The organism is Rhizobium sp. PvP014 (assembly GCF_017876855.1).
GTDB classification, from domain to species: Bacteria; Pseudomonadota; Alphaproteobacteria; order Rhizobiales; family Rhizobiaceae; genus Neorhizobium; species Neorhizobium soli.
Map to the genome: position 1 here is coordinate 1,886,434 of NZ_JAGIOT010000002.1, position 22,688 is coordinate 1,909,121.

Annotated in this window: 22 protein-coding genes and 1 tRNA gene; 11 read left to right on the forward strand and 12 right to left on the reverse strand. The window is 60.5% G+C overall.

All coding sequences use genetic code 11. The annotated features are described in order from the left end of the window. The first annotated feature begins 197 nt into the window (after window positions 1-197). The 3 genes from J3A65_RS13795 (at window position 198) to J3A65_RS13805 (ending at window position 3,923) form a co-directional block, all read left to right on the forward strand. Entirely contained in the window at window positions 198-662 is a 465-nt protein-coding gene (locus J3A65_RS13795) for a hypothetical protein (RefSeq protein WP_209901740.1), read from the forward strand. 195 nt (window positions 663-857) lie between these two features. Beyond that, window positions 858-2,804 carry an AI-2E family transporter gene (locus J3A65_RS13800; RefSeq protein ID WP_082471999.1) on the forward strand — a complete coding sequence of 649 codons (1,947 nt, stop codon included), beginning with the start codon at window positions 858-860 and terminating at the stop codon, window positions 2,802-2,804. A 123-nt stretch (window positions 2,805-2,927) separates the two neighbouring features. Further along, the gene (locus J3A65_RS13805; protein ID WP_209901742.1) at window positions 2,928-3,923 is read left to right on the forward strand and encodes an MDR family oxidoreductase; all 996 of its coding nucleotides are present in this window, start codon (window positions 2,928-2,930) and stop codon (window positions 3,921-3,923) included. Window positions 3,924-3,973: 50 nt separating this feature from the next. Here J3A65_RS13805 and J3A65_RS13810 read toward each other — a convergent pair whose 3' ends face one another. Then, entirely contained in the window at window positions 3,974-5,419 is a 1,446-nt protein-coding gene (locus J3A65_RS13810) for an aldehyde dehydrogenase (protein ID WP_245341546.1), read from the reverse strand. Between the two features lie 409 nt (window positions 5,420-5,828). Here J3A65_RS13810 and J3A65_RS13815 point away from each other — a divergent pair, with 409 nt between their 5' ends. From J3A65_RS13815 to J3A65_RS13840, 6 genes are all read left to right on the forward strand, one after another. Beyond that, window positions 5,829-6,953, forward strand: a complete 1,125-nt coding sequence (locus J3A65_RS13815; RefSeq protein WP_209901746.1) for a metallophosphoesterase — start codon at window positions 5,829-5,831, stop codon at window positions 6,951-6,953. Between the two features lie 184 nt (window positions 6,954-7,137). After that, window positions 7,138-8,442, forward strand: a complete 1,305-nt coding sequence (gene ugpB, locus J3A65_RS13820; RefSeq protein ID WP_062460687.1) for a sn-glycerol-3-phosphate ABC transporter substrate-binding protein UgpB — start codon at window positions 7,138-7,140, stop codon at window positions 8,440-8,442. A 68-nt stretch (window positions 8,443-8,510) separates the two neighbouring features. After that, window positions 8,511-9,392, forward strand: coding sequence for a sn-glycerol-3-phosphate ABC transporter permease UgpA (ugpA, locus tag J3A65_RS13825; RefSeq protein ID WP_062460690.1), 882 nt, complete (start codon window positions 8,511-8,513; stop codon window positions 9,390-9,392). A gap of 8 nt (window positions 9,393-9,400) precedes the next feature. After that, the gene (ugpE, locus tag J3A65_RS13830; protein ID WP_062460693.1) at window positions 9,401-10,249 is read left to right on the forward strand and encodes a sn-glycerol-3-phosphate ABC transporter permease UgpE; all 849 of its coding nucleotides are present in this window, start codon (window positions 9,401-9,403) and stop codon (window positions 10,247-10,249) included. Further along, entirely contained in the window at window positions 10,249-11,298 is a 1,050-nt protein-coding gene (locus tag J3A65_RS13835; RefSeq protein ID WP_209901748.1) for a sn-glycerol-3-phosphate import ATP-binding protein UgpC, read from the forward strand. The genes ugpE and J3A65_RS13835 overlap by 1 nt, the downstream gene beginning before the upstream one ends. 130 nt (window positions 11,299-11,428) lie before the next feature. Further along, on the forward strand, window positions 11,429-11,674 hold the full coding sequence (locus tag J3A65_RS13840; RefSeq protein ID WP_062460699.1) for a hypothetical protein: 246 nt from the start codon (window positions 11,429-11,431) through the stop codon (window positions 11,672-11,674). Window positions 11,675-11,817: 143 nt separating this feature from the next. Here the strand turns inward: J3A65_RS13840 and J3A65_RS13845 are convergent. From J3A65_RS13845 to J3A65_RS13855, 3 genes are all read right to left on the reverse strand, one after another. Next, window positions 11,818-11,894 (reverse strand) — tRNA-Met (locus tag J3A65_RS13845). A 156-nt stretch (window positions 11,895-12,050) separates the two neighbouring features. Continuing rightward, entirely contained in the window at window positions 12,051-13,247 is a 1,197-nt protein-coding gene (mnmA, locus tag J3A65_RS13850; RefSeq protein ID WP_062460702.1) for a tRNA 2-thiouridine(34) synthase MnmA, read from the reverse strand. Between the two features lie 178 nt (window positions 13,248-13,425). After that, window positions 13,426-14,559, reverse strand: coding sequence for a mechanosensitive ion channel domain-containing protein (locus J3A65_RS13855; protein ID WP_092659919.1), 1,134 nt, complete (start codon window positions 14,557-14,559; stop codon window positions 13,426-13,428). Between the two features lie 106 nt (window positions 14,560-14,665). Here J3A65_RS13855 and J3A65_RS13860 point away from each other — a divergent pair, with 106 nt between their 5' ends. After that, window positions 14,666-15,106, forward strand: a complete 441-nt coding sequence (locus tag J3A65_RS13860) for a DUF1810 domain-containing protein (protein WP_092659917.1) — start codon at window positions 14,666-14,668, stop codon at window positions 15,104-15,106. Here the strand turns inward: J3A65_RS13860 and J3A65_RS13865 are convergent, their stop codons facing one another. From J3A65_RS13865 to J3A65_RS13875, 3 genes are all read right to left on the reverse strand, one after another. Next, on the reverse strand, window positions 15,107-16,180 hold the full coding sequence (locus tag J3A65_RS13865; RefSeq protein ID WP_062460715.1) for a Tim44 domain-containing protein: 1,074 nt from the start codon (window positions 16,178-16,180) through the stop codon (window positions 15,107-15,109). A 244-nt stretch (window positions 16,181-16,424) separates the two neighbouring features. Then, window positions 16,425-18,020, reverse strand: a complete 1,596-nt coding sequence (gene serA / locus J3A65_RS13870; protein ID WP_062460720.1) for a phosphoglycerate dehydrogenase — start codon at window positions 18,018-18,020, stop codon at window positions 16,425-16,427. A 91-nt stretch (window positions 18,021-18,111) separates the two neighbouring features. Next, on the reverse strand, window positions 18,112-19,290 hold the full coding sequence (locus J3A65_RS13875; protein ID WP_209901750.1) for a phosphoserine transaminase: 1,179 nt from the start codon (window positions 19,288-19,290) through the stop codon (window positions 18,112-18,114). 322 nt (window positions 19,291-19,612) lie between these two features. Between J3A65_RS13875 and J3A65_RS23355 the strand changes: the two genes are divergently transcribed. After that, window positions 19,613-19,750 (forward strand): hypothetical protein, encoded by a 138-nt coding sequence (locus tag J3A65_RS23355; RefSeq protein ID WP_245341547.1) that lies wholly within the window; start codon window positions 19,613-19,615, stop codon window positions 19,748-19,750. A gap of 823 nt (window positions 19,751-20,573) precedes the next feature. Here J3A65_RS23355 and J3A65_RS13885 read toward each other — a convergent pair. The 5 genes from J3A65_RS13885 to J3A65_RS13900 are packed head-to-tail and all read right to left on the reverse strand — an operon-like array spanning window position 20,574 to window position 22,574. Beyond that, window positions 20,574-21,392 (reverse strand): hypothetical protein, encoded by an 819-nt coding sequence (locus tag J3A65_RS13885; protein WP_209901753.1) that lies wholly within the window; start codon window positions 21,390-21,392, stop codon window positions 20,574-20,576. Window positions 21,393-21,434: 42 nt separating this feature from the next. Then, window positions 21,435-21,773 (reverse strand): hypothetical protein, encoded by a 339-nt coding sequence (locus J3A65_RS13890; protein ID WP_209901755.1) that lies wholly within the window; start codon window positions 21,771-21,773, stop codon window positions 21,435-21,437. After that, complete coding sequence (locus J3A65_RS13895) at window positions 21,757-22,209, reverse strand: hypothetical protein (RefSeq protein WP_209901757.1); 453 nt, start codon at window positions 22,207-22,209, stop codon at window positions 21,757-21,759. The genes J3A65_RS13890 and J3A65_RS13895 overlap by 17 nt, the downstream gene beginning before the upstream one ends. Continuing rightward, a complete protein-coding gene (locus J3A65_RS23360) occupies window positions 22,202-22,414 on the reverse strand; it encodes a hypothetical protein (protein WP_245341548.1) in 213 nt (70 codons plus the stop codon). Before J3A65_RS23360 ends, J3A65_RS13895 begins: the two co-directional genes overlap by 8 nt. Next, window positions 22,332-22,574, reverse strand: coding sequence for a hypothetical protein (locus J3A65_RS13900; RefSeq protein WP_209901759.1), 243 nt, complete (start codon window positions 22,572-22,574; stop codon window positions 22,332-22,334). Before J3A65_RS13900 ends, J3A65_RS23360 begins: the two co-directional genes overlap by 83 nt. Window positions 22,575-22,688: the final 114 nt, after the last annotated feature.

The window sequence follows — 22,688 nt, forward strand, 5'->3', positions numbered from 1 at the left end:
CGGAACCCCATAGGGATTCGAGATGGCCCAGAAGCCTAAGAAATATAAACCGCATAGGAATTTGCCCGCACGCTCGCGTGTCGGTATCTTGCTGTCGGCCGCTTAGGGCTCGGCCTTTGCGGAGTTCCCGTTGCGGTTTAACCTCCAAATCCTTACATATACGGAGTTGATATCACTCCGGAAAAGACAGGTGCGCGATGATTTGGGTAATAGGCGCAGCAGCCGTCGTGGTTCTCTACCTGTACTCGCGACGGGCGGGGATAGTGGCGGTGGCCGTTCTGGCTGTGCTTTATGTCGGCCTCTGGCTGATGTCGGGACAGATCAACTCGAAAGTGCCGACCAACCAGTCCGTCGCCGTGGTCGCAGGCTCCGGAGGCGAGACATGCAAGGCACCCGGCGCGCCCGTCTCCGTCACCTTCACCAACAACGCGGACAGACAGCTGCTCGCGACATCCTTCACGCTGAGTGCACGCCAGGCGGGTCACAGCTCGCTGATCTACAGGGCAACGCTTCGAAGCGACAAGATCATCGAGCCGGGCGGCAGCTGGACCGAGTGCTACGGCCTCAATCCGCTGTCGTTTTCCGAACGGGACGTCCACTACAACCCCAGCGACCTCGAATGGTCGGCCGAGGTCTCGCTCTCGCGATTTGCGTCCAGCTAATCGTTTCTGGGACAAACCGTGCCGCAACGACTTGCGGTTTTGCTTGGCTTGAATGCTTCCAACTTCCCCGTCAGCGTTACACGCAAACGGCTCTCGCGAATTATTTTCGCGTCACCGCTCGATAAGTTTTGTTCCAAGCGCATTTACACTGACATGCCTGGGTTCTGGCAGCAGCGCATTCAATCGGGGACGGCTATGAGCGACATGAGTAAAGGGGCTATCGCAGCGGCGGGGATCGCGAACAAGCCTGTCGGGCTGAGCGCGCCGACCCTTTCGGGCCGAACGATCCTTATTCTCATCGGCGTGGCGGTGATCCTCTATGTCGGCCAGGAAGTGTTTGTGCCGCTTGCGCTCGCACTCCTCCTCACCTTCACGCTCGCACCCATCGTCAGTTTCCTGCGCAAGCGCTACGTCCCGAGGATCGCCGCCGTCCTCCTCGCCGTCGCCACGGCGTTTTTTGTCATTGCAGCCTTCGGTTTCATCGTTGCCGGACAGGTCGCCAATCTGGCGGACAATATTCCGACCTATCAGCGCAACATCGTCGCTAAGGTGCACTCTCTCAGCCAGGCGGGCTCCGGCAACGGCGTGTTCGAACATCTTAGCAAGGTCGTCGAGCGCATAGGCTCGGAACTGCAGGACAACGCGGAAGAGAGCAAGGAAGACGCGCCGCCACAGATCAAGCGTCGCGATCCGATGCCTGTCGAGATCGTAACCCGCGCCAACCCGATCGAAACGCTCGGCAATTTCATTCTGCCACTCATCAGTCCCTTTGCAACCGCGGGTCTGGTTATCGTCCTCGTGATTTTCATGCTGCTTGAGCGGGAGGAACTGCGCGACCGGTTCATACGCCTTGTCGGCCTCGGCGATCTCCACAGGACAACGGCGGCTCTTCAGGACGCGGGAAAACGCGTCGGCAAATATCTGCTGATGCAGTTGGTCGTCAACGCGCTTTATGCCTTGCCGATCTCGATCGGCCTCTGGCTGCTCGGTATTCCGAACGCCATCCTGTGGGGACTGTTGACGCTCGTCCTGCGCTTTGTCCCCTATATCGGTCCGGTCATCGGCATGATCCTGCCGCTGTTTCTGGCACTGGCGATTGCCCCCGGATGGTCGCTGGTTGCCTGGGTCGCCGCACTGTTTATCGTCACCGAACTCGTCAGCAACAACGTCGTTGAACCGTGGCTCTATGGAAGCCATACGGGCCTTTCGCCGCTCGCCATCATCGTCTCGGCCATCTTCTGGTCGTGGCTGTGGGGGCCTGTCGGGCTGATGCTTTCGACGCCCCTCACCGTCTGTCTCGTCGTTCTCGGTCGCTACGTCCCGCAGTTCAGCTTTCTCGACGTGCTGCTCGGCAATGAGCCGGTTCTACAACCGCAGGAAAAACTCTACCAGAGACTGCTTGCCGGCGATCCCAACGAGGCGACCGACAACGCGGAGGATTTTCTCGAGGAGGAGTATCTCGTCGACTATTATGAAAAAGTCGGACTGCCTGCACTCAGGCTGGGTGAACTGGACCGGCAGCGCGGCGTGATGAGCGAGGCCCAGATCGCCCTGTTTGCCTCAACCACCCAGACGCTGATCGGCAATCTGGCGGAGATCGCGATCGAGGAAGAAGCGGAAGACGATCCGGCCGAAGGGGAAGCCGCTGTCACAGAGCAGATCACCGGTGAAATCGACCTGCCCAGCGGCGAAGGGAAATCCGTTCTCTGCCTCGGCGGCAGAGGCGCGATCGACGATGCCGCGGCCGCCATGTTGTCGCAGGTTCTCGCCATTCAGGGCGCCACCGTGTCTCAGGCCGACCACACGGCCGTGAGCGGCAAGACGGTAAGCCTGATGAACCTGACCGATGTCGACACGGTTCTCATCGCTTTCCTCAATGGCGGCTCCAAAGCCCACGCCCGCCAGGCCGTCCGCCGGTTCAAGCGACAGAAGCCGTCGGTTCGGGTGGGGATCATGATCACCGGCGTTGACGGTCAGCGGGAAAGCCCGCTTGCGACAGAGGACATCGATGCAGACTTTGTCGTCACCACCATTTCCGATGCGGTTCGTGGCGCGCTGACCACCGCCCAGGCGGTCGAGATCAAGGCGCCGAAACGGATCGGCCGGCCTCGCGAGCGCAAGACCACGCCGCTCGTCGCCTGATCGGAGCACCCCGCAGGCAGGCCTGACCTGTGGGGTCCTCGATGCCGACGCACCTGAGTGCATCGAGATCTGGATAGACAAGGATCAACTCGTCAAGACCTGAAGAGCCCGGGAGGCATGGAGATGACCGAGACATTTACCGCCATGGTGATCGATACCGTCGCCGGCAAGCCGAAAGGCGCCTTCCGGGAAATCTCCGTCGCCGATCTGCCTGACAATGACGTTCTGGTCGAGATTGCCTATTCGACGGTCAACTACAAGGACGGTCTGGCCATCACCGGCAAAGGCCGGATCGCTCGCCGGATGCCGATGGTCGGCGGCATCGATCTTGCCGGAACCGTGGTCGAATCACGCTCCCCGGATTGGGAGCCGGGCGACAAGGTGGTCGTGAACGGCTGGGGCCTGTCAGAAACGGAATGGGGCGCCTATACCCGCTACCAGCGGGTCAAACCGGAATGGCTGATCCCGCTGCCCGACGCCTTCACGATGGAACAGGCGATGGCAATCGGCACAGCCGGCTATACCGCGGCACTCTGCGTCGACGCGCTTGAAAAATGGGGCTCGATTAAACCCGGCGCAGGCGAAGTCCTGGTGACCGGCGCCGCCGGTGGCGTCGGCTCGGTGGCGATCGCGCTTCTGGCGGCGCGCGGCTACGTCGTCACAGCCTCGACCGGTCGCCCCGAAACCCACGACTATCTGGCCTCGCTCGGTGCCACCAGCTTCATCGATCGCGCGACGCTTGCCGAAAAGGGCGGCCCGCTGCAGACGGAGCGCTGGACCGGGGGCATCGACAGCGTCGGCTCGACGACGCTTGCCAACGCCCTGTCGCAGACCATGCGGGGCTGCGCAATCGCAGCCTGCGGCCTTGCCGGTGGACCCGACCTTCCAGCGACGGTCCTTCCCCATATCCTGCGCGCCGTCACGTTGATCGGGGTCGATTCGGTCATGGCCTCGCGCCAACAACGCCTCACCGCCTGGTCGCGCCTTGCCCGCGATCTCGACAGCCGAAAGCTTGCCGCCATCACCAGAACGGAACCGATGTCCAACCTGCCGCAACTGGCAGAAGAGATCATCGCCGGCAAGGTGCGCGGCCGGATCGTGATCGACGTCACGAGGTAACCCCGCGCGCCGTCCGCATTGGCCGGCCTCCCTCTTCAGCCGCGTTCGCGCTAGAACGGATAGTGCTGGTGCGGATCCTCGATGGTGATCCAGCGCAGATCGGTGAATTCGTTGATCGCCGCCCTGCCGCCGAAGCGGCCATAACCGGAGCCCTTGACGCCGCCAAACGGCATCTGTGCCTCATCCGCGACAGAGGGGCCGTTGATGTGGCAGATCCCCGATTGCACCCGGCCGGCGACGGCGAGCGCGCGCTGGATATCGCGACTGTAGACCGAACCCGAGAGACCATATTGCGTATCATTGGCGATCCGGATCGCCTCCTCCTCGTCCTTGACGCGGATGATCGGCTTGACCGGACCGAAGCACTCCTCGTCATAGATGCGCATGCCGGGTTTGACGTGATCGAGCACCGTAGCCTCCACGACGCTGCCGGTGCGCTTGCCGCCGGCGGTGAGACTGGCCCCCTTGGCGATCGCGTCGGCGATGATCTCTTCCATCTTCTCCGCGGCACCGACCGTCACCAGCGAACCGAGCACGACGTGACCGCGGGGATCGCCCGCCGGAAGCTTGGCTGCGCGCTCGGACAGTTTAGCCACGAATTCGTCGGCGATCTTGTCGTGGACGATCAGCTTTTCGGTCGCCATGCAGACCTGGCCCATGTTGATGAACGAGCCGAAGATCGCGCCGTTGACGGCCGCATCGATATCGGCGTCCTCAAGCACGAGCATCGGTGCCTTGCCGCCCAGTTCGAGAAGCGCCGGCTTCAGATGGCGGCCGCAGAGTTCGCCGATGATGCGGCCGACCTTGGTGGAACCGGTAAAGTTGACGCGGCGGACTTCGGGTGCCGAAACCAGCGCCTCGACAACGACGGCGGCATCCTCGGGTGCATTGGTGATGACGTTGACGACTCCATCCGGGAAACCGGCCTCGATAAACACCTTGCCGATCGCGACATGCAGTCCGGGGCATGCTTCGGAGGCCTTGAGGATGACCGTGTTACCGCAGGCAAGCGCCATGGCGATGGCCCGCACGCCGAGAATGATCGGTGCATTCCACGGCGCGATGCCAAGGCAGACGCCGACCGGTTGGCGCATCGCCATCGACAGGTTTCCGGGCTTGTCCGACGGGATGATCTCACCCTGGATCTGGGTCGTCATGGCCGCCGCCTCGCGCAGCATGTTGGCCGCAAGATGTGCGTTGAAACCGGCCCATCCGCCTGTCGCGCCGGTCTCGGCGGTCATCAGCTCGGTGAGCTCGCCACCCTTGGAGGCAAGAACATCTGCCGCCTTGTTGAGAAGCGCGCGACGTGCGCCGGGACCGGTCGTCGACCATGCCGGAAAGGCGGTCTGCGCTGCGGCGACCGCGGCCTTGGCATCCTCGATGCCGGACGCCGGCGATCGGCTCGCGACATCGCCCGTAAAGGGACTGATCCGTTCGAACGTCTTGCCCGAAATGGCGTCGGCCAACTGGCCGCCGATGATCTGTTTGATGTCCAAGGTCGCATCCTTTCTTCGAGAAACCAGATAGCCAGCTTCGAGGGATGCGCCACAGCCGTAAACGACAGCATCACACGTCCGCTTTCTCGACCGATCGCGCGAACAAACAGTCAGCCTGCGCATGACTTCGCACAGTCTGACCGTCAGTCTCCGCGGTTTCCATCGAGAAGCGAAGCCCCTCCTCCAACAGGCATGTTAACGAACTCCAGCCGCGACTCAAGGGGAGGATCAAACAGCCGCAGCCACGAACATGGCACCTGCCTCAAGCCGTCAAACGGAAAGATACGGGACTGATCTGCGCTACTTCGAGCAGACACGGCCCGCTCGGCTCTTCCACACCCTATCGACGAGGGATAGGTAGGATTGCGGAACCGGCGCCGCGGTCGACATGCGCAACTGAAAGTACCCAATGTTTCATCTCATCTTTGGACTGCCCTGGCTGATTGTCGTCCTCCGCTTCATTCAGCCGCTGCCCTGGCACTGGTCGGCGAAGGTGGCAGTGGCGGTGCTTTTGCTGATCGCCTCGCAATACCATTTCTTCAGCCGGCTCTCGTCCGGCTCGGTCTTTTCGCCGGAGTTTCCGCGACCGCTGATCATTGCGTTCAACCTCCTGTTTGGCGCGATCGTTTTTCTGGCCGTCTTCCAGATCGCGCTCGATGTCGCCTCGCTCCTGATCATGCTCTTCAACGGACACTTCCCCGCCGCACCCGCCGGGCTCCGTTATGCCATGGGTGGCGTCGCGCTCTGCCTTTCCGCCTATGGTGTCAGCCAGGCAATCCGTGTGCCGCCACTCAACGATATCGAGATTGCAATCGCAAACCTGCCGCCGGAATTCGAGGGCTATCGCCTCGTCCAGCTGACCGATCTCCACATCAGCCGACTGTTCCCAGCGAAATGGGCCGAGGCGGTCGTATCGAAAACCAACGCGCTCGATGCGGACCTCATCGTCATCACGGGAGACTTTATCGACGGCAGCGTCGCAGACCGCCGCAGCGACGTCGCTTCGCTGGCAAACCTGCGGGCGCGCGATGGGGTCTATGCCATCCCTGGCAACCACGAATACTTCTTCGATTACCGGGACTGGATGCGCCACCTCGCAACCTTGAACATGACGATGCTTCAGAATGCCCACGTGGTGCTGACGCGAGGGAGCGGCAGGCTCGTGCTGGCCGGTGTCACGGACCTTTCGGCACGCGGACACGGAGCGCCGGCCCCGGACCTCGATACGGCTATTGCGGGCGCTCCCGCCGACGCGCCGATCATTCTTCTCGACCATCAGCCCAGGTTGGCACAGAAAGCCGCCGCATCGGGGATCGCCCTCCAACTGTCGGGACATACTCATGGCGGCATGGTTGTCGGCCTTGATCGCGTGGTCGCACGCGCCAACAACGGCTTTGTTTCGGGCCGCTATCAGATCGGCGGGATGACCCTCTACGTCAACAACGGCACGGGGATTTGGCCCGGTTTCGCGCTGCGGATCGGTGTTCCCTCCGAACTGACCCGGATCACGCTTCGGGCCGGTCAGCCGCTTTGAAGGCTGAAGTGACACCGCTTCATCTGCTTTCTCTATCCACAACCATCGGCTCGCCGCGAACGACAGGTGTTGACGTGGGCGCTCTCGCCAACACATAGTCGCCGCCAATGCGCCGTCATCGACACGGTGCGTCGATCGGGATTGGAGGATCTCGACCGGTATTCATGCCAAGGGAGGAATTTTCATGAAAGTCATTACAGGCTCGGCAATTCTGGCGACCGCATCGTTTCTGATGGGATCAACCGCCATGGCCGCGACGGAAATCTCGTGGTGGCACGCCATGACCGGCGCCAACAACGAGGTTGTCGACCAGCTCGCCAAGGAATTCAACGAAAGCCAGTCGGACTTCAAGGTCATGCCTGTCTTCAAGGGCACCTACCCGGAAACGCTGAACGCCGGCATCGCCGCCTTCCGCGCCAAGCAGCCACCGGCCATCATGCAGGTGTTTGACGCTGGCAGCGGCGTCATGATGGGCGCCCAGGGTGCCATCGTGCCGGTTGCGGACGTTCTGGAAAAGGGCGGCTTCAAATTCGACAAGAGCCAGTACCTGCCGGGGATCGTTGCCTACTATTCGAAGCCTGACGGCACGATGCTGTCCTTCCCCTACAACTCGTCCTCGCCGATCCTCTACTATAACAAGGATATCTTCGAGAAGGCCGGGCTGAACCCCGACACGCCGCCGAAGACCTGGGGCGAGGTGTTTGACGCCGCCAAGAAGATCAAGACCAGCGGTGCCGCTCCCTGCGGCTTTACCTCGACATGGCTCACATGGATCCAGACGGAAAACTTTGCGGCCTGGAACAACCTCTCCTACGGAAGCAATGAAAACGGCCTCGGCGGCACCGACGTCAAGCTTGCCTTCAACGCCGAACCCTTCGTCAAGCATTTCCAGGCAATCGCCGATCTCGCCAAGGACGGCACGTTCCGTTACGGCGGCCGCACGTCTGAAGCCAAGCAGCTGTTCACCTCGGGCGAATGCGCCATCCTGACCGAATCCTCCGGCGGTCTGGGCGACATCGTCAAGTCCGGCCTGAAATACGGCATCGGCCAGCTGCCCTATGCAGAAGGTCCGGGACGCCCGCAGAACACCATCCCCGGCGGCGCCAGCCTCTGGGTCTTCGGCGGCAAGAGCGATGCCGAATACAAGGGGGTCGCGACCTTCTTCAACTTCCTGTCCCAGACCAAGATCCAGTCTAGGCTGCACCAGGTCTCCGGCTACATGCCGGTCACGATGGCAGCCTACGAGGATACCAAGAAATCCGGCTTCTACGAGAAGAACCCGGCGCGCGAAACGCCGTTGCTGCAGATGATGGGCAAGGCTCCGACCGAGAACTCCAAGGGCGTTCGCCTCGTCAACCTGCCGCAGGTCCGCGACATCATGAACGAAGAGTTCGAATCGATGCTCGCCGGCAAGCAGGATGCCAAGGCCGCCCTCGACAAGGCTGTCCAGCGGGGCAATGCCGCCATTCAGCAAGCCATCGGCAAGTAAGCGGTAAGCATAAGGGCCGCCCCGGCGACTGTCGCGGGCGGCCTGCAGCATTTCAACGGAGCCTGCCCGTGCAAAGCGTCGTATTTCCCAACAAGGTGCTGCCGTATTTTCTGGTGGCGCCGCAGATTGTCCTGACCGTCGTGTTCTTCTTCTGGCCAGCCAGCCAGGCGCTCTACCAGTCGGCCATGCGCGAAGATCCGTTCGGGCTGCAGAGCAGCTTTGTCGGCTTCGCCAACTTTTCCGCCATCCTGGCCGACGAGAGCTATCTTCACGCGCTCCGCGTCACCGTCGTCTTCAGCGTGGCAACCGCGCTGCTTTCCATGGGTGTCGCGCTTCTGCTGGCGACAGCTGCCGATACCGTCGTGCGTGGTAAGGGTTTCTACCGCACGATGATGATCATCCCCTATGCGGTGGCGCCGGCGGTTGCCGGCATGCTGTGGCTGTTCATGTTCAACCCGGCCATGGGCACGTTCGCCTATATCCTGCGGCGCAACGGCATTGCATGGGACCCGCTGCTGAACGGCGATCAAGCCATGTCCCTCGTCGTAGTGGCAGCCGCCTGGAAACAGATCAGCTACAATTTCCTGTTCTTCGTCGCCGGCCTGCAGGCAATCCCGAAATCCCTGCTCGAAGCCGCCGCGATCGATGGCGCGCGAGGGAGCCGAAGGTTCTGGACGATCGTCTTCCCGCTGCTTGCGCCGACCACCTTCTTCCTTCTGGTCGTCAACACCGTCTACGCCTTCTTCGACACGTTCGGCATCATCCATTCGGTGACCGGCGGCGGACCGGCAAAGGCTACCGAAACGCTGGTCTACAAGGTCTATAACGACGGCTTCGTGAACCTCAACCTCGGTTCGTCTGCGGCCCAGTCGGTGATCCTGATGGTCATCGTCATCGCGCTGACCGCCTTCCAGTTCCGCTTCGTCGAGCGACGCGTCCATTACGGGTAAATTATCAGATGATCGAGAACCGTCCTGTCGCACGCCTGATGGCGCATCTGATGCTGATCCTTGGGATCATCATCGTCGCCTTCCCCATCTACTACACATTCATTGCCTCGACGGCGACGTCGAGCGCGATCATCCGACCACCGCTGTCGCTCTTGCCGGGCGGCCATATGGTCGAAAACTATAGCGAGTCCATTTCCGGCGGTGTCGAGCGCGTCGTCGGCGTCAGTCTGGAGCGGCTGTTGTTCAACAGCTTCGTGGTGGCGGTCGCAATTGCCGTCGGCAAGATCATCATCTCCTTCCTGTCGGCATTCGCGATCGTCTTCTTTCGCTTTCCGTTCCGAATGGGCTTCTTCTGGATGATCTTCATCACCCTGATGCTGCCGGTCGAAGTGCGCATCCTGCCGACCTACAAGGTGATCGTCGATCTCGGCCTGCTCAACACCTATGCCGGCCTCACGCTGCCGCTGATGGCATCGGCAACGGCGACCTTCCTGTTTCGCCAGTTCTTCCTCACCATCCCCGGCGAAATGGTCGAGGCGGCGCGGATCGACAATGCCGGGCCGTTCCGGTTCATGCGCGATATCCTGCTGCCGCTGTCGACGACCAATATCGCGGCCCTGTTCGTCATCCTGTTTATCTACGGCTGGACCCAGTATCTCTGGCCGCTGCTTGTCACCGACCGTGCGGAGATGAACACGATCATCATCGGCCTGCGCCGCATGGTCGATTTCACTGATGCATCAACTCCTTGGAACTACGTCATGGTCACGGCGATCCTGGCAATCATCCCTCCCGTCATCGTCGTGGTGCTCATGCAGCGCTGGTTCGTCAAAGGTTTGGTGGAGACCGAAAAGTAATGGCAACAATTGAACTGAAAGACGTCCGCAAGGTCTATGGCGGCAATATCGACGCCATCAAGGGCGTGTCACTGGACATCGCAGACGGCGAGATGATCGTTCTGGTCGGCCCATCCGGCTGCGGCAAGTCCACGCTGCTGCGCATGGTCGCCGGGCTCGAAAGCATCACCGGTGGCGACGTCATCATCAACGGCAAGCGCGTCAATGACATGGAACCGGCCGAGCGCGATATCGCGATGGTGTTCCAGAACTACGCGCTCTATCCGCACATGACGGTCAAGCAGAACCTTGCCTACGGTCTGAAGAACCGCGGAACCTCGAAGGACGAGATCGAACGGCGCATCACCGAGGCCGCGCGCGCACTCGAAATCGAGCCGTTCCTCGCCCGCAAGCCACGGCAGCTTTCCGGCGGCCAGCGGCAGCGCGTCGCCATGGGCCGCGCGATCGTGCGCAAGCCCGCAGCCTTCCTGTTCGACGAGCCGCTGTCGAACCTCGACGCGAAACTGCGCGTGCAGATGCGGGTCGAGATCCGCCGGCTGCAGCGATCGCTCGCGACGACGTCGATCTACGTGACACACGACCAGATGGAAGCGATGACGCTCGCCGACCGCCTCGTCGTCCTCAACGCCGGCCGGATCGAGCAGGTCGGAACGCCGATCGAGCTCTACGAGAAACCCGCGACCACCTTCGTCGCAACCTTCATCGGGTCTCCGTCAATGAACCTGATGACACTTGGCAAGCCCGGCGGCTGGAGCGTGGCCGAAGGCCTTCCCTCCACTGTCGCCACCGTCGGCATTCGTCCGGAAGACATCGTGATTGCCGAGGGAGAGGTTTCCTCGCCTTTCAGAGCCGAGGTCGAGGTCATCGCCGTCGAACTCGTCGGAGCAGAAAGCTACGTCCATGGTGCGACGTCGGACGGAAGCCCTCTTGTCTTCCGGGTCCCCGGCCGCTCGCGCATCGCGATCGGCGAGAAACTGCCCGTGACGACAGCGCCCCACCATCTTCATCTTTTCGACAGCGCCGGAAAGCGCATCGAACGTACCGGTTGATCCGGGACGCGCAAAGATGCGCAGGAGTGCGCTCTCGACGGACGCCTGCGCACTCCTGCAACTTCGCGACATTGACCCTATCGGAAAGTGAGCTATTACTCATGCGAGCAAAAAGGTTCGCATCGCAATAATGGTCACCATTCTCGTAACACTGCTGGGTTTCCTGGTCCTTCTGATTGCAGCCGTGTTCTTCGCAGTTCGCGCGCGCGCGCTTGCGTACGACAAGCACTTCCGCGATCAGGTCCGCCTGCAGCGAAGACTGGAGAACCGGGAGGCCAAGCTCAAGATCAGAGCTCGCAAGCACCGCCGCAACCTCGCAAAGAAACGCCTCGCCAGGATGAAGCGCGCAAAGGCGCTGGCCGCGCGGGCGAAGTGATTTTCCGCAACAGCTGCTGCCTGTGAAAATGTGCGGGCTGCAGCACTTCGCACCGAGAAGCTGCGGGCGCAGAAGCATCCGGGCCAAGCCTCGGATATCACCCGCAGGATACAGCTGAGATCAGATAGAAATTTAGGGAAATTTGGTAGCGGAGGGCAGAATTGAACTGCCGACCTCAGGGTTATGAATCCTGCGCTCTCACCAACTGAGCTACCCCGCCACAGGGTGGATCGAGTGTCTCGATCCGTTTGGATGTGCGGCTTATAGAACCCGCGTCACTGAAGTGTCAAGCGCAGGATGGGAGAAAAACGGCGAGATTTGAACCGCTATTTTCCCGATCCCTCGTTCATTCTCCAGGCCGAATAAAACCGGTCTTTCAAGCGGCTACAGGGGTCGCCAGAAGCGCCCGCAACGATGCCTCGGCATCGGCCGCCCGTTCGGACCGTTCGACGAAGCCGCCGCCGTGGACGCGCGCATCGGCACCTTCGGCGGAATAGAGAACGCAGGCCTGACCGGGTGCCACGCCCTGCTCGCCGATCGCCAGATCGACATAGACGCCGCGCTCATCCGTATGCAGCGTGGCAGGTGACGGCGGGCGCGTCGAGCGTACCTTGGCAAAGCACGCAAAGCCGTTGCCCGCATCATCCTGCAGCGTCCCGTCGCCGATCCAGTTGACGTCGCGCAGATAGACCCGGTGCGTATCGAGCGCTTCCTTGGGACCTACGATGACGCGGCGCGAGCGGGCATCGAGATAAACCACGTAGAGCGGCTCGCCTGTCGCAACGCCCAAACCCTTCCGCTGCCCGATCGTGTAATGGACGATCCCCTCGTGGCGGCCCAGTACGCGGCCGTCCATGTGGACGATATCGCCCACCAGTGCCGAGTTCGGCTTCACCTTGGCGATGATATCGGCATATTTGCCGGCGGGCACGAAACAGATGTCCTGGCTGTCGGCCTTCTTGGCAACCACCAGCCCCATGTCTTCGGCAAGCTCGCGCACCTGCGCCTTGCCCATGCCGCCCAGCGGAAATCGCAGGTAGTCGATCTGCTCCTGCGTTGTCGCAAACAGGAACCAGCTCTGGTCGCGGTCGGCATCGATCGGCCTGAACAGCGCACGGCGGCCCGGATTGTCGGCCGTGGGGTTCGGCGCCGAACGGATGTAATGGCCGGTTGCCAGCGCATCGGCGCCGAGCTCGCGCGCGGTCGCCAAAAGATCGGCAAACTTGACCGTCTGGTTGCAGGCAACACAGGGAACCGGCGTTTCGCCCATCGCATAGGCTTCGGCAAACGGATTGATCACCGTCTCGCGGAACCGCTTCTCATAGTCGAGAACGTAATGCGGAATGCCCAATGTCTCGCAGACCCGGCGGGCATCGTCGATATCCTGGCCGGCGCAGCAGGATCCTGCGCGGTGGACGGCAGCGCCGTGATCGTAGAGCTGAAGCGTGATCCCGATCACGTCATAGCCTTCGCGCTTCAAAAGGCCGGCCACGACGGAGGAATCCACGCCGCCCGACATGGCGACCACGACACGCGTATCTTCCGGCTTCTTGTCAAAATCCAGCGTATTCACGGGGTACTCTCTTAAAGTCTCTCAGGCCGCGGCAGCAAGCACGCCGGCAGAGTGGCACCAGATGTGCGGGATCGTCCGCGCAAAGGCTTTCAGAAAGAGGATATAGAAAGGAATGAGCTGGCGCGCAAGAGAAGCCCGTTCACCCCATCTGCGCCCTCAGTGTCAGAGAGCAGCAACATCAGGACTGGAAGTTCGCGTGACGCAGGGCCGTCTCCGCGACGGCGCCGTTTGCGTGCCCGTTGCTGTTGCTCGCACCTTCGGCCCTTAGACGAGGCAGCGCTGCCGGATATTCCCGCTGAACGAAGTCGATGATCTTCTCGCGCATCTCGCAACGCATGTCGAACGTCTTCGGCGCGTTGTTGGCGGAGACCAGGATACGGATCTCCATCACGCTTTCCTTGAAATCCGTCACCTGAACATTGACCACGCGCCTGTCCCAGATCTTCGACTCGTTGGCGATTTCCTCGACCCTGCGCCTGATGGCGCTGACGGGGACGGAATAATCGAGATAGATCATCACGGTGCCGATCAGGGCCGATCCTTCGCGGGTCCAGTTCTGAAACGGGTTCTCGATGAAGTAGGAGAGCGGCAGGATCATCCGCCGCCAGTCCCACAGCTTCACCACCACGTAGGTCGAGGTGATTTCCTCGACATTGCCCCACTCCCCTTCGACGATCAGGGCGTCGTCGATGCGGATCGGCTGCGTGATGGCAAGCTGGATGCCGGCAAAGATGTTCTTCAGCATGGGCTGCAGGGCAAGACCCAGCACGATACCGGCGACACCGGCGGAGGCGAGCACGCTGACGCCGTATTGCTGGACGGCCGGGAAGGTCATCAGCATCGCGGCAACCGTGACGATGACGATCATCGCGCCGGCAATGCGCTCGGCAATCCGCGACTGGGTCACGTGGGTGCGGGCAAGAAGGTTGTCTTCCGCATCCAGCTTGAAGCGGCGCAGATAGACCGTCATCCAAATATGCAAAGCCGTCTTTGCGACCCAGCCGAGCACGAGGATGAAACCCAGCAGCAGCACATGCCGGATGATTTCGGCCGGTCGAGCCGCAAGCGGTGCGATAGATGATGCAAACGATACAGTGAATGTCAGAACCGTCAAACGCATCGGCCGGCGCCCGCGCGACACCAGCGATCGCCAGAACAGGTCCTTGTCTTCCACCAGCCGCTTGAAGATACCGAACGCGAAACGGTGGATCGCCAGACCAATCAGGACCGCGCCCACGAGAAGGCCGACGCTCACCATCCAGTTCGGCAGCCAGTCGGTATATTGACGAAACTCTGTAATCAAAAAATCCATCCAACCGATTTAGGGTGCAGTGCAGCATGAAACACCCCTGCCGCAAAAATTTCACAGTTGCGGTGTCTTCATGGCGGCCGTTGGGAGATGATGCGAGGAGCGCGGCATGACTGTCGATAACGGAAAATCCGATCTGACCCGATTCGTGGATGCACAAGATCCGGTCTACGCGCAGGTCATGAGCGAACTGCGAAACGGCCGCAAAGAGTCGCACTGGATGTGGTACATTTTCCCGCAGATCGCCGGTCTTGGTCCCTCGATCATGTCACAACGCTTCGCACTTACCTCTCTGGAAGAAGCCCAGACCTATCTCGACCATCCGGTGCTTGGACCACGTCTCCTCGAATGCACGCACGCCATGCTTCCGCATGAAGGACTTACGGCGCGCACCATCCTCGGGTCCCCCGACGACATGAAGTTTCGCAGTTCGATGACGCTGTTCGATAAAGCCGCAACAGAAAAGGGCTCGCCTTTCGAGCGAGCCCTTGAGAAGTTCTTCGGCGGTCAGCGCGACGACAAGACGATCGCGCTGCTGGGAATTGGCTGATCAGGCAGCCGACTGGATGGCCGAGACCTTCCAGTCATTGGCCGGCTTGCGCACGAAGGTCCAGATCTCGACCGTTTCCGTCACGGCATTCGGATCACCTTCGGCGACAGCGCCGGTGTTGCGATCGCTGAGGAAGTCGACGCTCGAGTAGCGCATCGCAACCGTTGCGTATTCCTGGCCGTTTTCGCGCCAAGCTTCCGAAAGGTCGCCCTGCAACAGGGTCACGTCGCGGACTTCGTTCTTCACGCCGTTGGTGGCGTTTTCACCGAGCTCTTCAGCCAGATAGGACATGGCTTCCGGCGTGGTGAGATTGCGAAGCTTCGCGTAGTCTTCCGCGCCATAGGCAGCCTGGACATCCGTCAGCATCTTTTCAAAGAGGCCGAGATCGCGACCGGTGATACCGACTTCATCCGTGTCGGGACCCGCCTGACGCGGAGCAGACGCCGCCTGCGTGGCACCGAAGCCACCCATCGCACCGCCGCCAGAACCGATCTTAGGGATCTGGAAGCCGCCACCGTTGTTCTGCGGTGCCTGATAGGCATGGTTGTTGTTGTCACGGCTGTTACCGCCGAAACCGTTATCGCGCGCGTTGCCGGCAGGACCCGCCGGGTGCTGCTGCTGGCGACGACGGGCGAAGAAGCGGAAGGCCAGCATGGCAAGACCCGCGATCAGCGCGATCTGCAACAGCATGCCGAACATGCCGGCCATACCGCCAAAACCGTTGCCCATCATCATGCCGAACAGGCCACCGAGAGCCAGACCGCCAAGAAGACCACCCGCCATGCCGCCGAACAGGCCACGACGCGGCTGAGCCGCCTGAGCGCCTGCGCCGTTAGCAGGAGACGCTGCGTTCTGCTGCGTGTTGGGCGTCATCGAACGATTGATGCCGGTTGCCGTGCCTGGTGCCGTGTTCGTGGTCGGCGGCGGTGCGAATGTGCGTGTACCGCGGCTGCCGAAGCTGGAACCGCCGCCGGCGCGGCGCGCCTCCGCCATATCGACGGCTGTTAGCGAAACTGCCATTCCGACCGCGAAGATCGCGAAGAGTTTCTGGAAACGCCGAAGCTTGGATAACATTGGTTTCTCCTCTGGCCGCCCGATGCGGTCGTGATCCTAGATATAGAGAGTGGCAGGCGCGAATTTTAGAGCCACCACCATCTTTTCCCGCCGAAGTAGATATCGGACGATGAAACGGGAGCCAAGCGACGCAAATACAACCAGCGGGAGATTTAGCGTATGGACCGATCACATCGGCTTGATCACAACGAAAAAGCCCGGCGCGCTGGCACCGGGCTTTGTCTTGGTCATCCGGGAGGATGGTTTATTCGACGTTGAAGACCAGCTGGCGGGCCTGACGGATCGCCGGGTTGGCGGTCAGGCGGGCGAGCACGTCGTTCGAAACAGGACCATCGACATAAAGCAGCGCGATCGCATCGCCGCCATCCTTCTCGCGGCCGAGATGGAAGTTGGCGATGTTGACGCCGGCATCACCGAGCGTGGTGCCCATGAAGCCGATCATGCCAGGTACGTCGGTATTGGAGATGTAGACCATGTTGGCGCCGACATCGGCGTCCATGTTGATGCCCTTGATCTGGATGAACCGCGGCTTGCCGTCGGAAAACACGGTGCCGGCGACGGAACGGCTCTGCTTGTCGGTGGTGACCGTCAGCTTGATGTAGCCGTCATAGACACCGGTCTTGTCGCGCTTGACCTCGGACAGGACGATGCCCTTTTCCTTGATCATGATCGGCGCGGAAACCATGTTCACGTCTGCCACCTGGTTACGGATCAAACCAGCCAGAAGCGCGGAGGTGAGCGCCTTGGTGTTCATTCCGGCCGTTGCGCCATCAAACAGGATCTCGATTTCCTTGATCGGATCTTCCGTGACCTGACCAACGAAGGCACCGAGAACATCGGCAAGACGGATGAACGGCTTCAGGATCGGTGCTTCTTCAGCGGTGATCGAAGGCATGTTGATGGCGTTGGAAACGGCACCCTTGACCAGATAGTCCGACATTTGTTCAGCCACCTGCAAGGCCACGTTTTCCTGGGCTTCCGTGGTGGAGGCGCCCAGATGCGGCGTGCACACGACGTTGTCGAGACCAAACAGCGGGCTTTCCGTCGCAGGCTCGACTTCGAACACGTCGAAACCAGCACCGGCGACATGGCCGGACTTGATGGCTTCAGCAAGCGCTGCTTCATCGACCAGACCGCCGCGGGCGCAGTTGATGATCCGCACGCCCTTCTTGGTCTTGGCAAGGTTTTCCTTGCCGAGAATGCCGCGCGTCTTGTCGGTCATCGGAACATGCAGCGTAATGAAGTCGGCGCGCGCCAGCAGATCGTCCAGCTCGACCTTCTCGACGCCCATGTCCAGCGCGCGTTCAGCCGAGAGGAAGGGGTCGTATGCGATGACATGCATGCCGATGCCGATCGCCTTCTTGCAGACGATGCCGCCGATATTGCCGGCGCCGATGACGCCAAGCGTCTTGCCGGTGATTTCGACACCCATGAACTTCGACTTTTCCCACTTGCCGGCCTGCGTCGAGGCATCGGCCTGCGGCAACTGCCGGGCAACGGCAAACATCAGCGCGATCGCGTGTTCAGCCGTCGTGATCGAGTTGCCGAACGGCGTGTTCATGACGATGATGCCGCGCTTCGAGGCAGCCGGGATGTCGACATTGTCGACGCCGATACCGGCGCGGCCAATGACCTTGAGGTTGGTCGCAGCAGCGATCAGCTTCTCGGTCGCCTTGGTGGCGGAACGGATGGCGAGGCCATCATAATTGCCGATGATTTCGGCGAGCTTGTCCTTGTCCTTGCCGAGCTTCGGCTGGAAATCGACTTCGACGCCGCGATCGCGAAAGATCTGGACAGCGGTTTCGGAGAGTTCGTCGGATACGAGAACGCGAGGTGCCATGGGTTGGGCTCCTGATAAGGGGTGTAATCTCTAAATGCGGATGAAACGGTGCCGCGTCCCTAGACGGGTGAGCGGCGGCACCGGAATTCGATCAGGCAGCGGCCTTGGACAGCGCGGCCTTCTGCGTTTCGAACGCATAGGTGAGCCACGGCATCAGCGCCTTCATGTCCGCCTCTTCGACGGTGGCGCCAGCCCAGATGCGCAAGCCCGACGGTGCGTCGCGGTAAGCGCCGACGTCGAGTGCGACGCCTTCCTTTTCGAGGATTGAGGTCACGCCCTTGGCAAAGGCTGCCTGTGCGTCAGCGTCGAGAGCGGCGACATCGGCATCGGCGATCTTCAGGCAGACCGAGGTGTTGGAGCGCGTCTCATCGACCTGCGCCAGATTGGCGATCCAGTCGTTGGCCGCCACGAAATCGAAGATCACCTTCGCATTGGCGTCGGCACGGGCGATCAGCGCCTTGAGGCCGCCGAGCGACTTTGCCCACTGCAGTGCATCGATATAGTCCTCGACGCAGAGCATCGACGGCGTGTTGATCGTCTCGCCCTTGAAGATGCCTTCGGAAATCTTGCCGCCCGAGGTCATGCGGAAGATTTTTGGAAGCGGCCACGCCGGGACGTAGCTTTCAAGACGGGCGACAGCGCGCGGCGACAGGATGATCATGCCGTGACCGCCCTCGCCGCCCAGCACCTTCTGCCAGGAAAAGGTGGTGACATCGAGCTTGGCGAAATCGAGGTCCTGCGCAAATGCGGCCGACGTTGCGTCGCAGATGGTGAGGCCCTTGCGGTCATCAGGGATGAAGTCGGCATTCGGAACGCGAACGCCAGACGTCGTGCCGTTCCAGGTAAAGACCACATCACGGTCGAAATCGATAGTGGAAAGGTCGGGAAGAACGCCGTAATCGGCCTCGATTTTGCGGACATCCTTCAGCTTCAGCTGCTTGACCACGTCGGTGACCCAGCCGGCACCAAAACTCTCCCAGGCGACCATGTCGACGCCGCGCTCGCCGAGCAGCGACCACATCGCCATTTCGACGGCGCCGGTGTCGGATGCGGGAACGATGCCGATACGGTAATCGGCCGGAACGTTCAGAACTTCACGGGTGAGATCGATGGCCTGCTTGAGCTTGTCCTTGCCAACCTTGGCGCGGTGCGAACGACCGAGCGGGGCATCGGAGAGAGCGTCGAGCGACCAACCGGGGCGCTTCGAGCAAGGGCCAGAAGAAAAATGGGCGTTATTCGGACGCAGGTCCGGCTTTGCGGCAGTGGCCATATGTATACCCTTCCAGGTAATTGGCTCCTCGTTGGGGAGGAGTGTCCCGCCGCCGTGGATAGTGGAAAGTCGAGAAAAGCGCAAGTCTGCTGGTGATATTTTCAAAGCGACCATGCAAGTTCTTGCTGCATCTTGCGGAACAGCTCGGGAACGAGTTGCCCCAGTTGACACAGGGCTGACACACCTCTGTTCTTTGGACGTTCACGGGGGCCGGGACTTGAGAGCGCTCTCGGCGAGCTCTTACCTGAGACAGACGCACAAAATTTGATATTCGTCTGTTCTTGCGTTGTTCTTTTTCGACGACCGATTTACGTTCGCCGTCATGAGCGAGATCGGGACCATAGGCGACGCATTCAATCAGGGTTGGCAGCTTTCGGCTGCCTGCCGCCATGGCCTTGTCGACACAGGCAGCAGCAGCCGCAAATGCGACTGGAAGTACAATCTCGACATGACGACATAGGTCGCTACCCGCGGGCGCGACTTTCCGATCGATAGAGTGTCTGAGCGTCTGCGTTGTCCCCGATGCGGCAGCCGCAAAATCTCAGTTTTATTCGTGACGCCCTCGATGCCGACCAGCAGGACGGCGGGCCGTTGAGAGCTATCAGACCAGGTGACCCCATCATTGAAACCACTAACAGTTGAGTGTCAGGTTCGCGAAGCTTTGAAAGTCCTTGCTCGCTACGAGCATGTCAGTAAGGGGGACTTTGTCCTGCGACGAATCGGTTCGACGGCGATTGCTTCGCTTTTGGAAACTGGCCTTGCCGCTGCCTTCCGGCGAGGAAACCGGGGCATTGTGTACACACTCACTTCGGCAGGGAAGGCACGTCTTCTGTCAGACCCGTAGCGGCCTGAGTCCGGCGCGATCTATCGCGCAGCGCGAAAGCCGTTCCCTGCGTTCGTCGCGAACGATAATTTCCCTTAAGATCGCGTCCGGCCGCTATTGGTCTCGGTCCATACACACTACCAACCTATTCAGGGGGATTAAATGATCCATTGCGATTTCATCGATTCGTCCCTCCTCAATCTGCCCGCCGACGATAGTCATCTGAAACATGTCATCGATTTCTCTCCACAATATTTCACCTTGAGTGAAATAATCGCTTGATATGTTGAGGAACTCAGGGAAATGAGCCTGTAATATGCCCCAGGCGCACTCTCGACTGCCGCTTAGCTTCCGACCTGAAACCACAGGAACTAAGTCGAAAAATTCGAACACGCCGTAGAGTTCATGCCCATCTCCTGAAGGTATCAACCAGAAGAATCCAAGTTGGGGAGCATTCAAATCACACGATAGCATCAGCTTCATTCCAAGTCGAAGGAACGGCGACGGGGATGTCTAGTAGCCGCCTACGTTCATTCATGTTCTTGAAAAGGTATTCAACGACGGGAAGGCAACGTTCGTATGACCATCCTCGCGATCCTGATGGGTGTGGAATATGGGCCGCCATCGCAAAATAGTTCTCTGACCACCTAATCTCGTGTCCCTCATACCCTCGCTTGCCTACGCGGTAGGCGTCGGTGACAGCGTGGTTGAAGGGCTTCCGCCGCCATAGCTCTGTGCCACATACCAAGACCATCTCAGCCTCTGTCTTCTGAACGTTGGCACAGAATTCTGCCGGCGCCTGTCCTTCCCACAACGCCGCTGGGGGCCGGTCTCCTGGACCGTTACCTGCAATGACGGGGATGTAGTTGCTGAAGACGACCGAGTGCCAAAAGTCCCAGCTTTCTTGCTGGGTCAGACCGCGGCTAAGGCGTTTGCAGACGAGCCGCTCGATCCGCCGAAAAAACATGGCATTGGCGCCCATTCGTCCAGCGATGTAAGACTCAACGACTTCTTGCGTTATCTCAGGCATGTTTGTTCCGATCGGAGCATCTGCGTGATAGTGCGCCTCTCCGAGTACGAAAAGCCTCGTACCGCCTAGAATGTTCTCTTCATTGCCATAATGCTTGCCGCGCCAGATTTCTGCCATTTTCGCCCCTGTGCTTCGAATTCTTACAGAAGCCTTTTCGAGCACCAAACGGAGCACTGCGCCAAGTATTTTTTTGAGGCGTCGAAGAGTAGCGTTTTCTGTGCCGTCTCTTGCAGTGGCTATCTTGGCCACCGTTATCCTCGTCGCCCAATTGCTGAAGCTGGTGGGGATGCCTTAACGCTCGCGATCTCGCCGGCCTATCTCGCGCTGAATACGCAACTCTTCCCTGATGCGATCAAGCTCGATCGCCATGAGGTTGGCTATCCGTCCGTTTTCCTTCAAGACCGCCAGCAGTTCGACGAACGTCATGTTCAGCGCTTCGGTAGAGGCCGTGTGACGGTTCAGTGCAGATGGATCGACGATGACCGCAGCAACCTGCGCAGCGGCTGGGCTTTTCTCAGGAGGTTTGTTTGTGCCCGAAAGCAAGCCGAGGTAGCGGACCCCGAAAATGACGGCAAGGGTTGCGCCGAATACGACGATCGCAAGCGGCGGAAGTTCAGATAGCTGTTCCATACCGTGTTTCCCCTTGGTCGCGTGCAGCACGGTTGATGTTGACCAGCTCTCCAACGGCGAAGAGCGGGTAAATAGCGAGCCATGTGCTGATGACATCAGAGGATGCAAAGCCATAGGAGATGCCTGACCAGATCAGGCATCCAATGCCAGCGGATAACTGCCGGATTTGCGGGGTCACGTTCTTCCTCGCCCCGTTGATTACGAGGCCCGTGATCCGCAGACAACCAACCACGAGCATCACCCAACCCAACACCGTTTCCGATGGAACGAGGTTGCGGAAAGCTTGGAACGCAGGCTGGTTGAATGTCTCGGAGGGTAAGAGCAGGACATACCCGAACAGGATCATATGCCCAGCCATAAACCATTCGGTCATGCGAGGGCCGAAGCGGTGCCTGATGCGGATCCAGATGCCTGGTCCGGAGTAGCCGTCATTCATTGGCTGCGTCTCCGTGTCGGGTGCATTCTTCCGCTGTCCAGAGTTTTCCACTGCACAGGCCAACGACAGTTCGGTCGATCTTCCGTTGGTCAATCGGCGATGCACCCCTTGCACCGATAAGGTCAGTCCCCACGATTCGACGCAGGCCCGGCGCACTTGCCGGAGCGGAAGTCCCACAACCGGCCGCCATCAATGCACACGTCATAAGCGCTGCGAGCGCGATCAGACTGTTCGCCTGCTTCATTGTTCTGCCTTTCGATTGTGTTGAGAGCACCAGCTCCGCCAGCGTTGTAGAACCATGTCGCCGCGCCAATGATGGCGGTGACGATCGCGAAGATGACGATGATGCGCAGAGTGGACGACATCAGCCGACCTCCGCCTTGATCTCGCGGACGGCGGAGATGATCTGGCTGCGAAGCAGAATGAACAGCAGCAGCACGACGATCAGGATCACGCCACCAGCAAGCACCGCCTGCCAG

Excerpts from the sequence above, each read along its gene's own strand:
- J3A65_RS13795 (WP_209901740.1), top strand. The coding sequence starts at position 198 with ATGATTTGGGTAATAGGCGCAGCAGCCGTCGTGGTTCTCTACCTGTAC.
- J3A65_RS13800 (WP_082471999.1), top strand. The coding sequence starts at position 858 with ATGAGCGACATGAGTAAAGGGGCTATCGCAGCGGCGGGGATCGCGAAC.
- J3A65_RS13805 (WP_209901742.1), top strand. The coding sequence starts at position 2,928 with ATGACCGAGACATTTACCGCCATGGTGATCGATACCGTCGCCGGCAAG.
- J3A65_RS13815 (WP_209901746.1), top strand. The coding sequence starts at position 5,829 with ATGTTTCATCTCATCTTTGGACTGCCCTGGCTGATTGTCGTCCTCCGC.
- ugpB (WP_062460687.1), top strand. The coding sequence starts at position 7,138 with ATGAAAGTCATTACAGGCTCGGCAATTCTGGCGACCGCATCGTTTCTG.
- ugpE (WP_062460693.1), top strand. The coding sequence starts at position 9,401 with ATGATCGAGAACCGTCCTGTCGCACGCCTGATGGCGCATCTGATGCTG.
- J3A65_RS13835 (WP_209901748.1), top strand. The coding sequence starts at position 10,249 with ATGGCAACAATTGAACTGAAAGACGTCCGCAAGGTCTATGGCGGCAAT.
- J3A65_RS13840 (WP_062460699.1), top strand. The coding sequence starts at position 11,429 with ATGGTCACCATTCTCGTAACACTGCTGGGTTTCCTGGTCCTTCTGATT.
- J3A65_RS13855 (WP_092659919.1), bottom strand. The coding sequence starts at position 14,559 with ATGGATTTTTTGATTACAGAGTTTCGTCAATATACCGACTGGCTGCCG.
- J3A65_RS13860 (WP_092659917.1), top strand. The coding sequence starts at position 14,666 with ATGACTGTCGATAACGGAAAATCCGATCTGACCCGATTCGTGGATGCA.
- J3A65_RS13865 (WP_062460715.1), bottom strand. The coding sequence starts at position 16,180 with ATGTTATCCAAGCTTCGGCGTTTCCAGAAACTCTTCGCGATCTTCGCG.
- serA (WP_062460720.1), bottom strand. The coding sequence starts at position 18,020 with ATGGCACCTCGCGTTCTCGTATCCGACGAACTCTCCGAAACCGCTGTC.
- J3A65_RS13875 (WP_209901750.1), bottom strand. The coding sequence starts at position 19,290 with ATGGCCACTGCCGCAAAGCCGGACCTGCGTCCGAATAACGCCCATTTT.
- J3A65_RS23355 (WP_245341547.1), top strand. The coding sequence starts at position 19,613 with ATGAGCGAGATCGGGACCATAGGCGACGCATTCAATCAGGGTTGGCAG.
- J3A65_RS13890 (WP_209901755.1), bottom strand. The coding sequence starts at position 21,773 with ATGGAACAGCTATCTGAACTTCCGCCGCTTGCGATCGTCGTATTCGGC.
- J3A65_RS13895 (WP_209901757.1), bottom strand. The coding sequence starts at position 22,209 with ATGAATGACGGCTACTCCGGACCAGGCATCTGGATCCGCATCAGGCAC.
- J3A65_RS23360 (WP_245341548.1), bottom strand. The coding sequence starts at position 22,414 with ATGACGTGTGCATTGATGGCGGCCGGTTGTGGGACTTCCGCTCCGGCA.
- J3A65_RS13900 (WP_209901759.1), bottom strand. The coding sequence starts at position 22,574 with ATGTCGTCCACTCTGCGCATCATCGTCATCTTCGCGATCGTCACCGCC.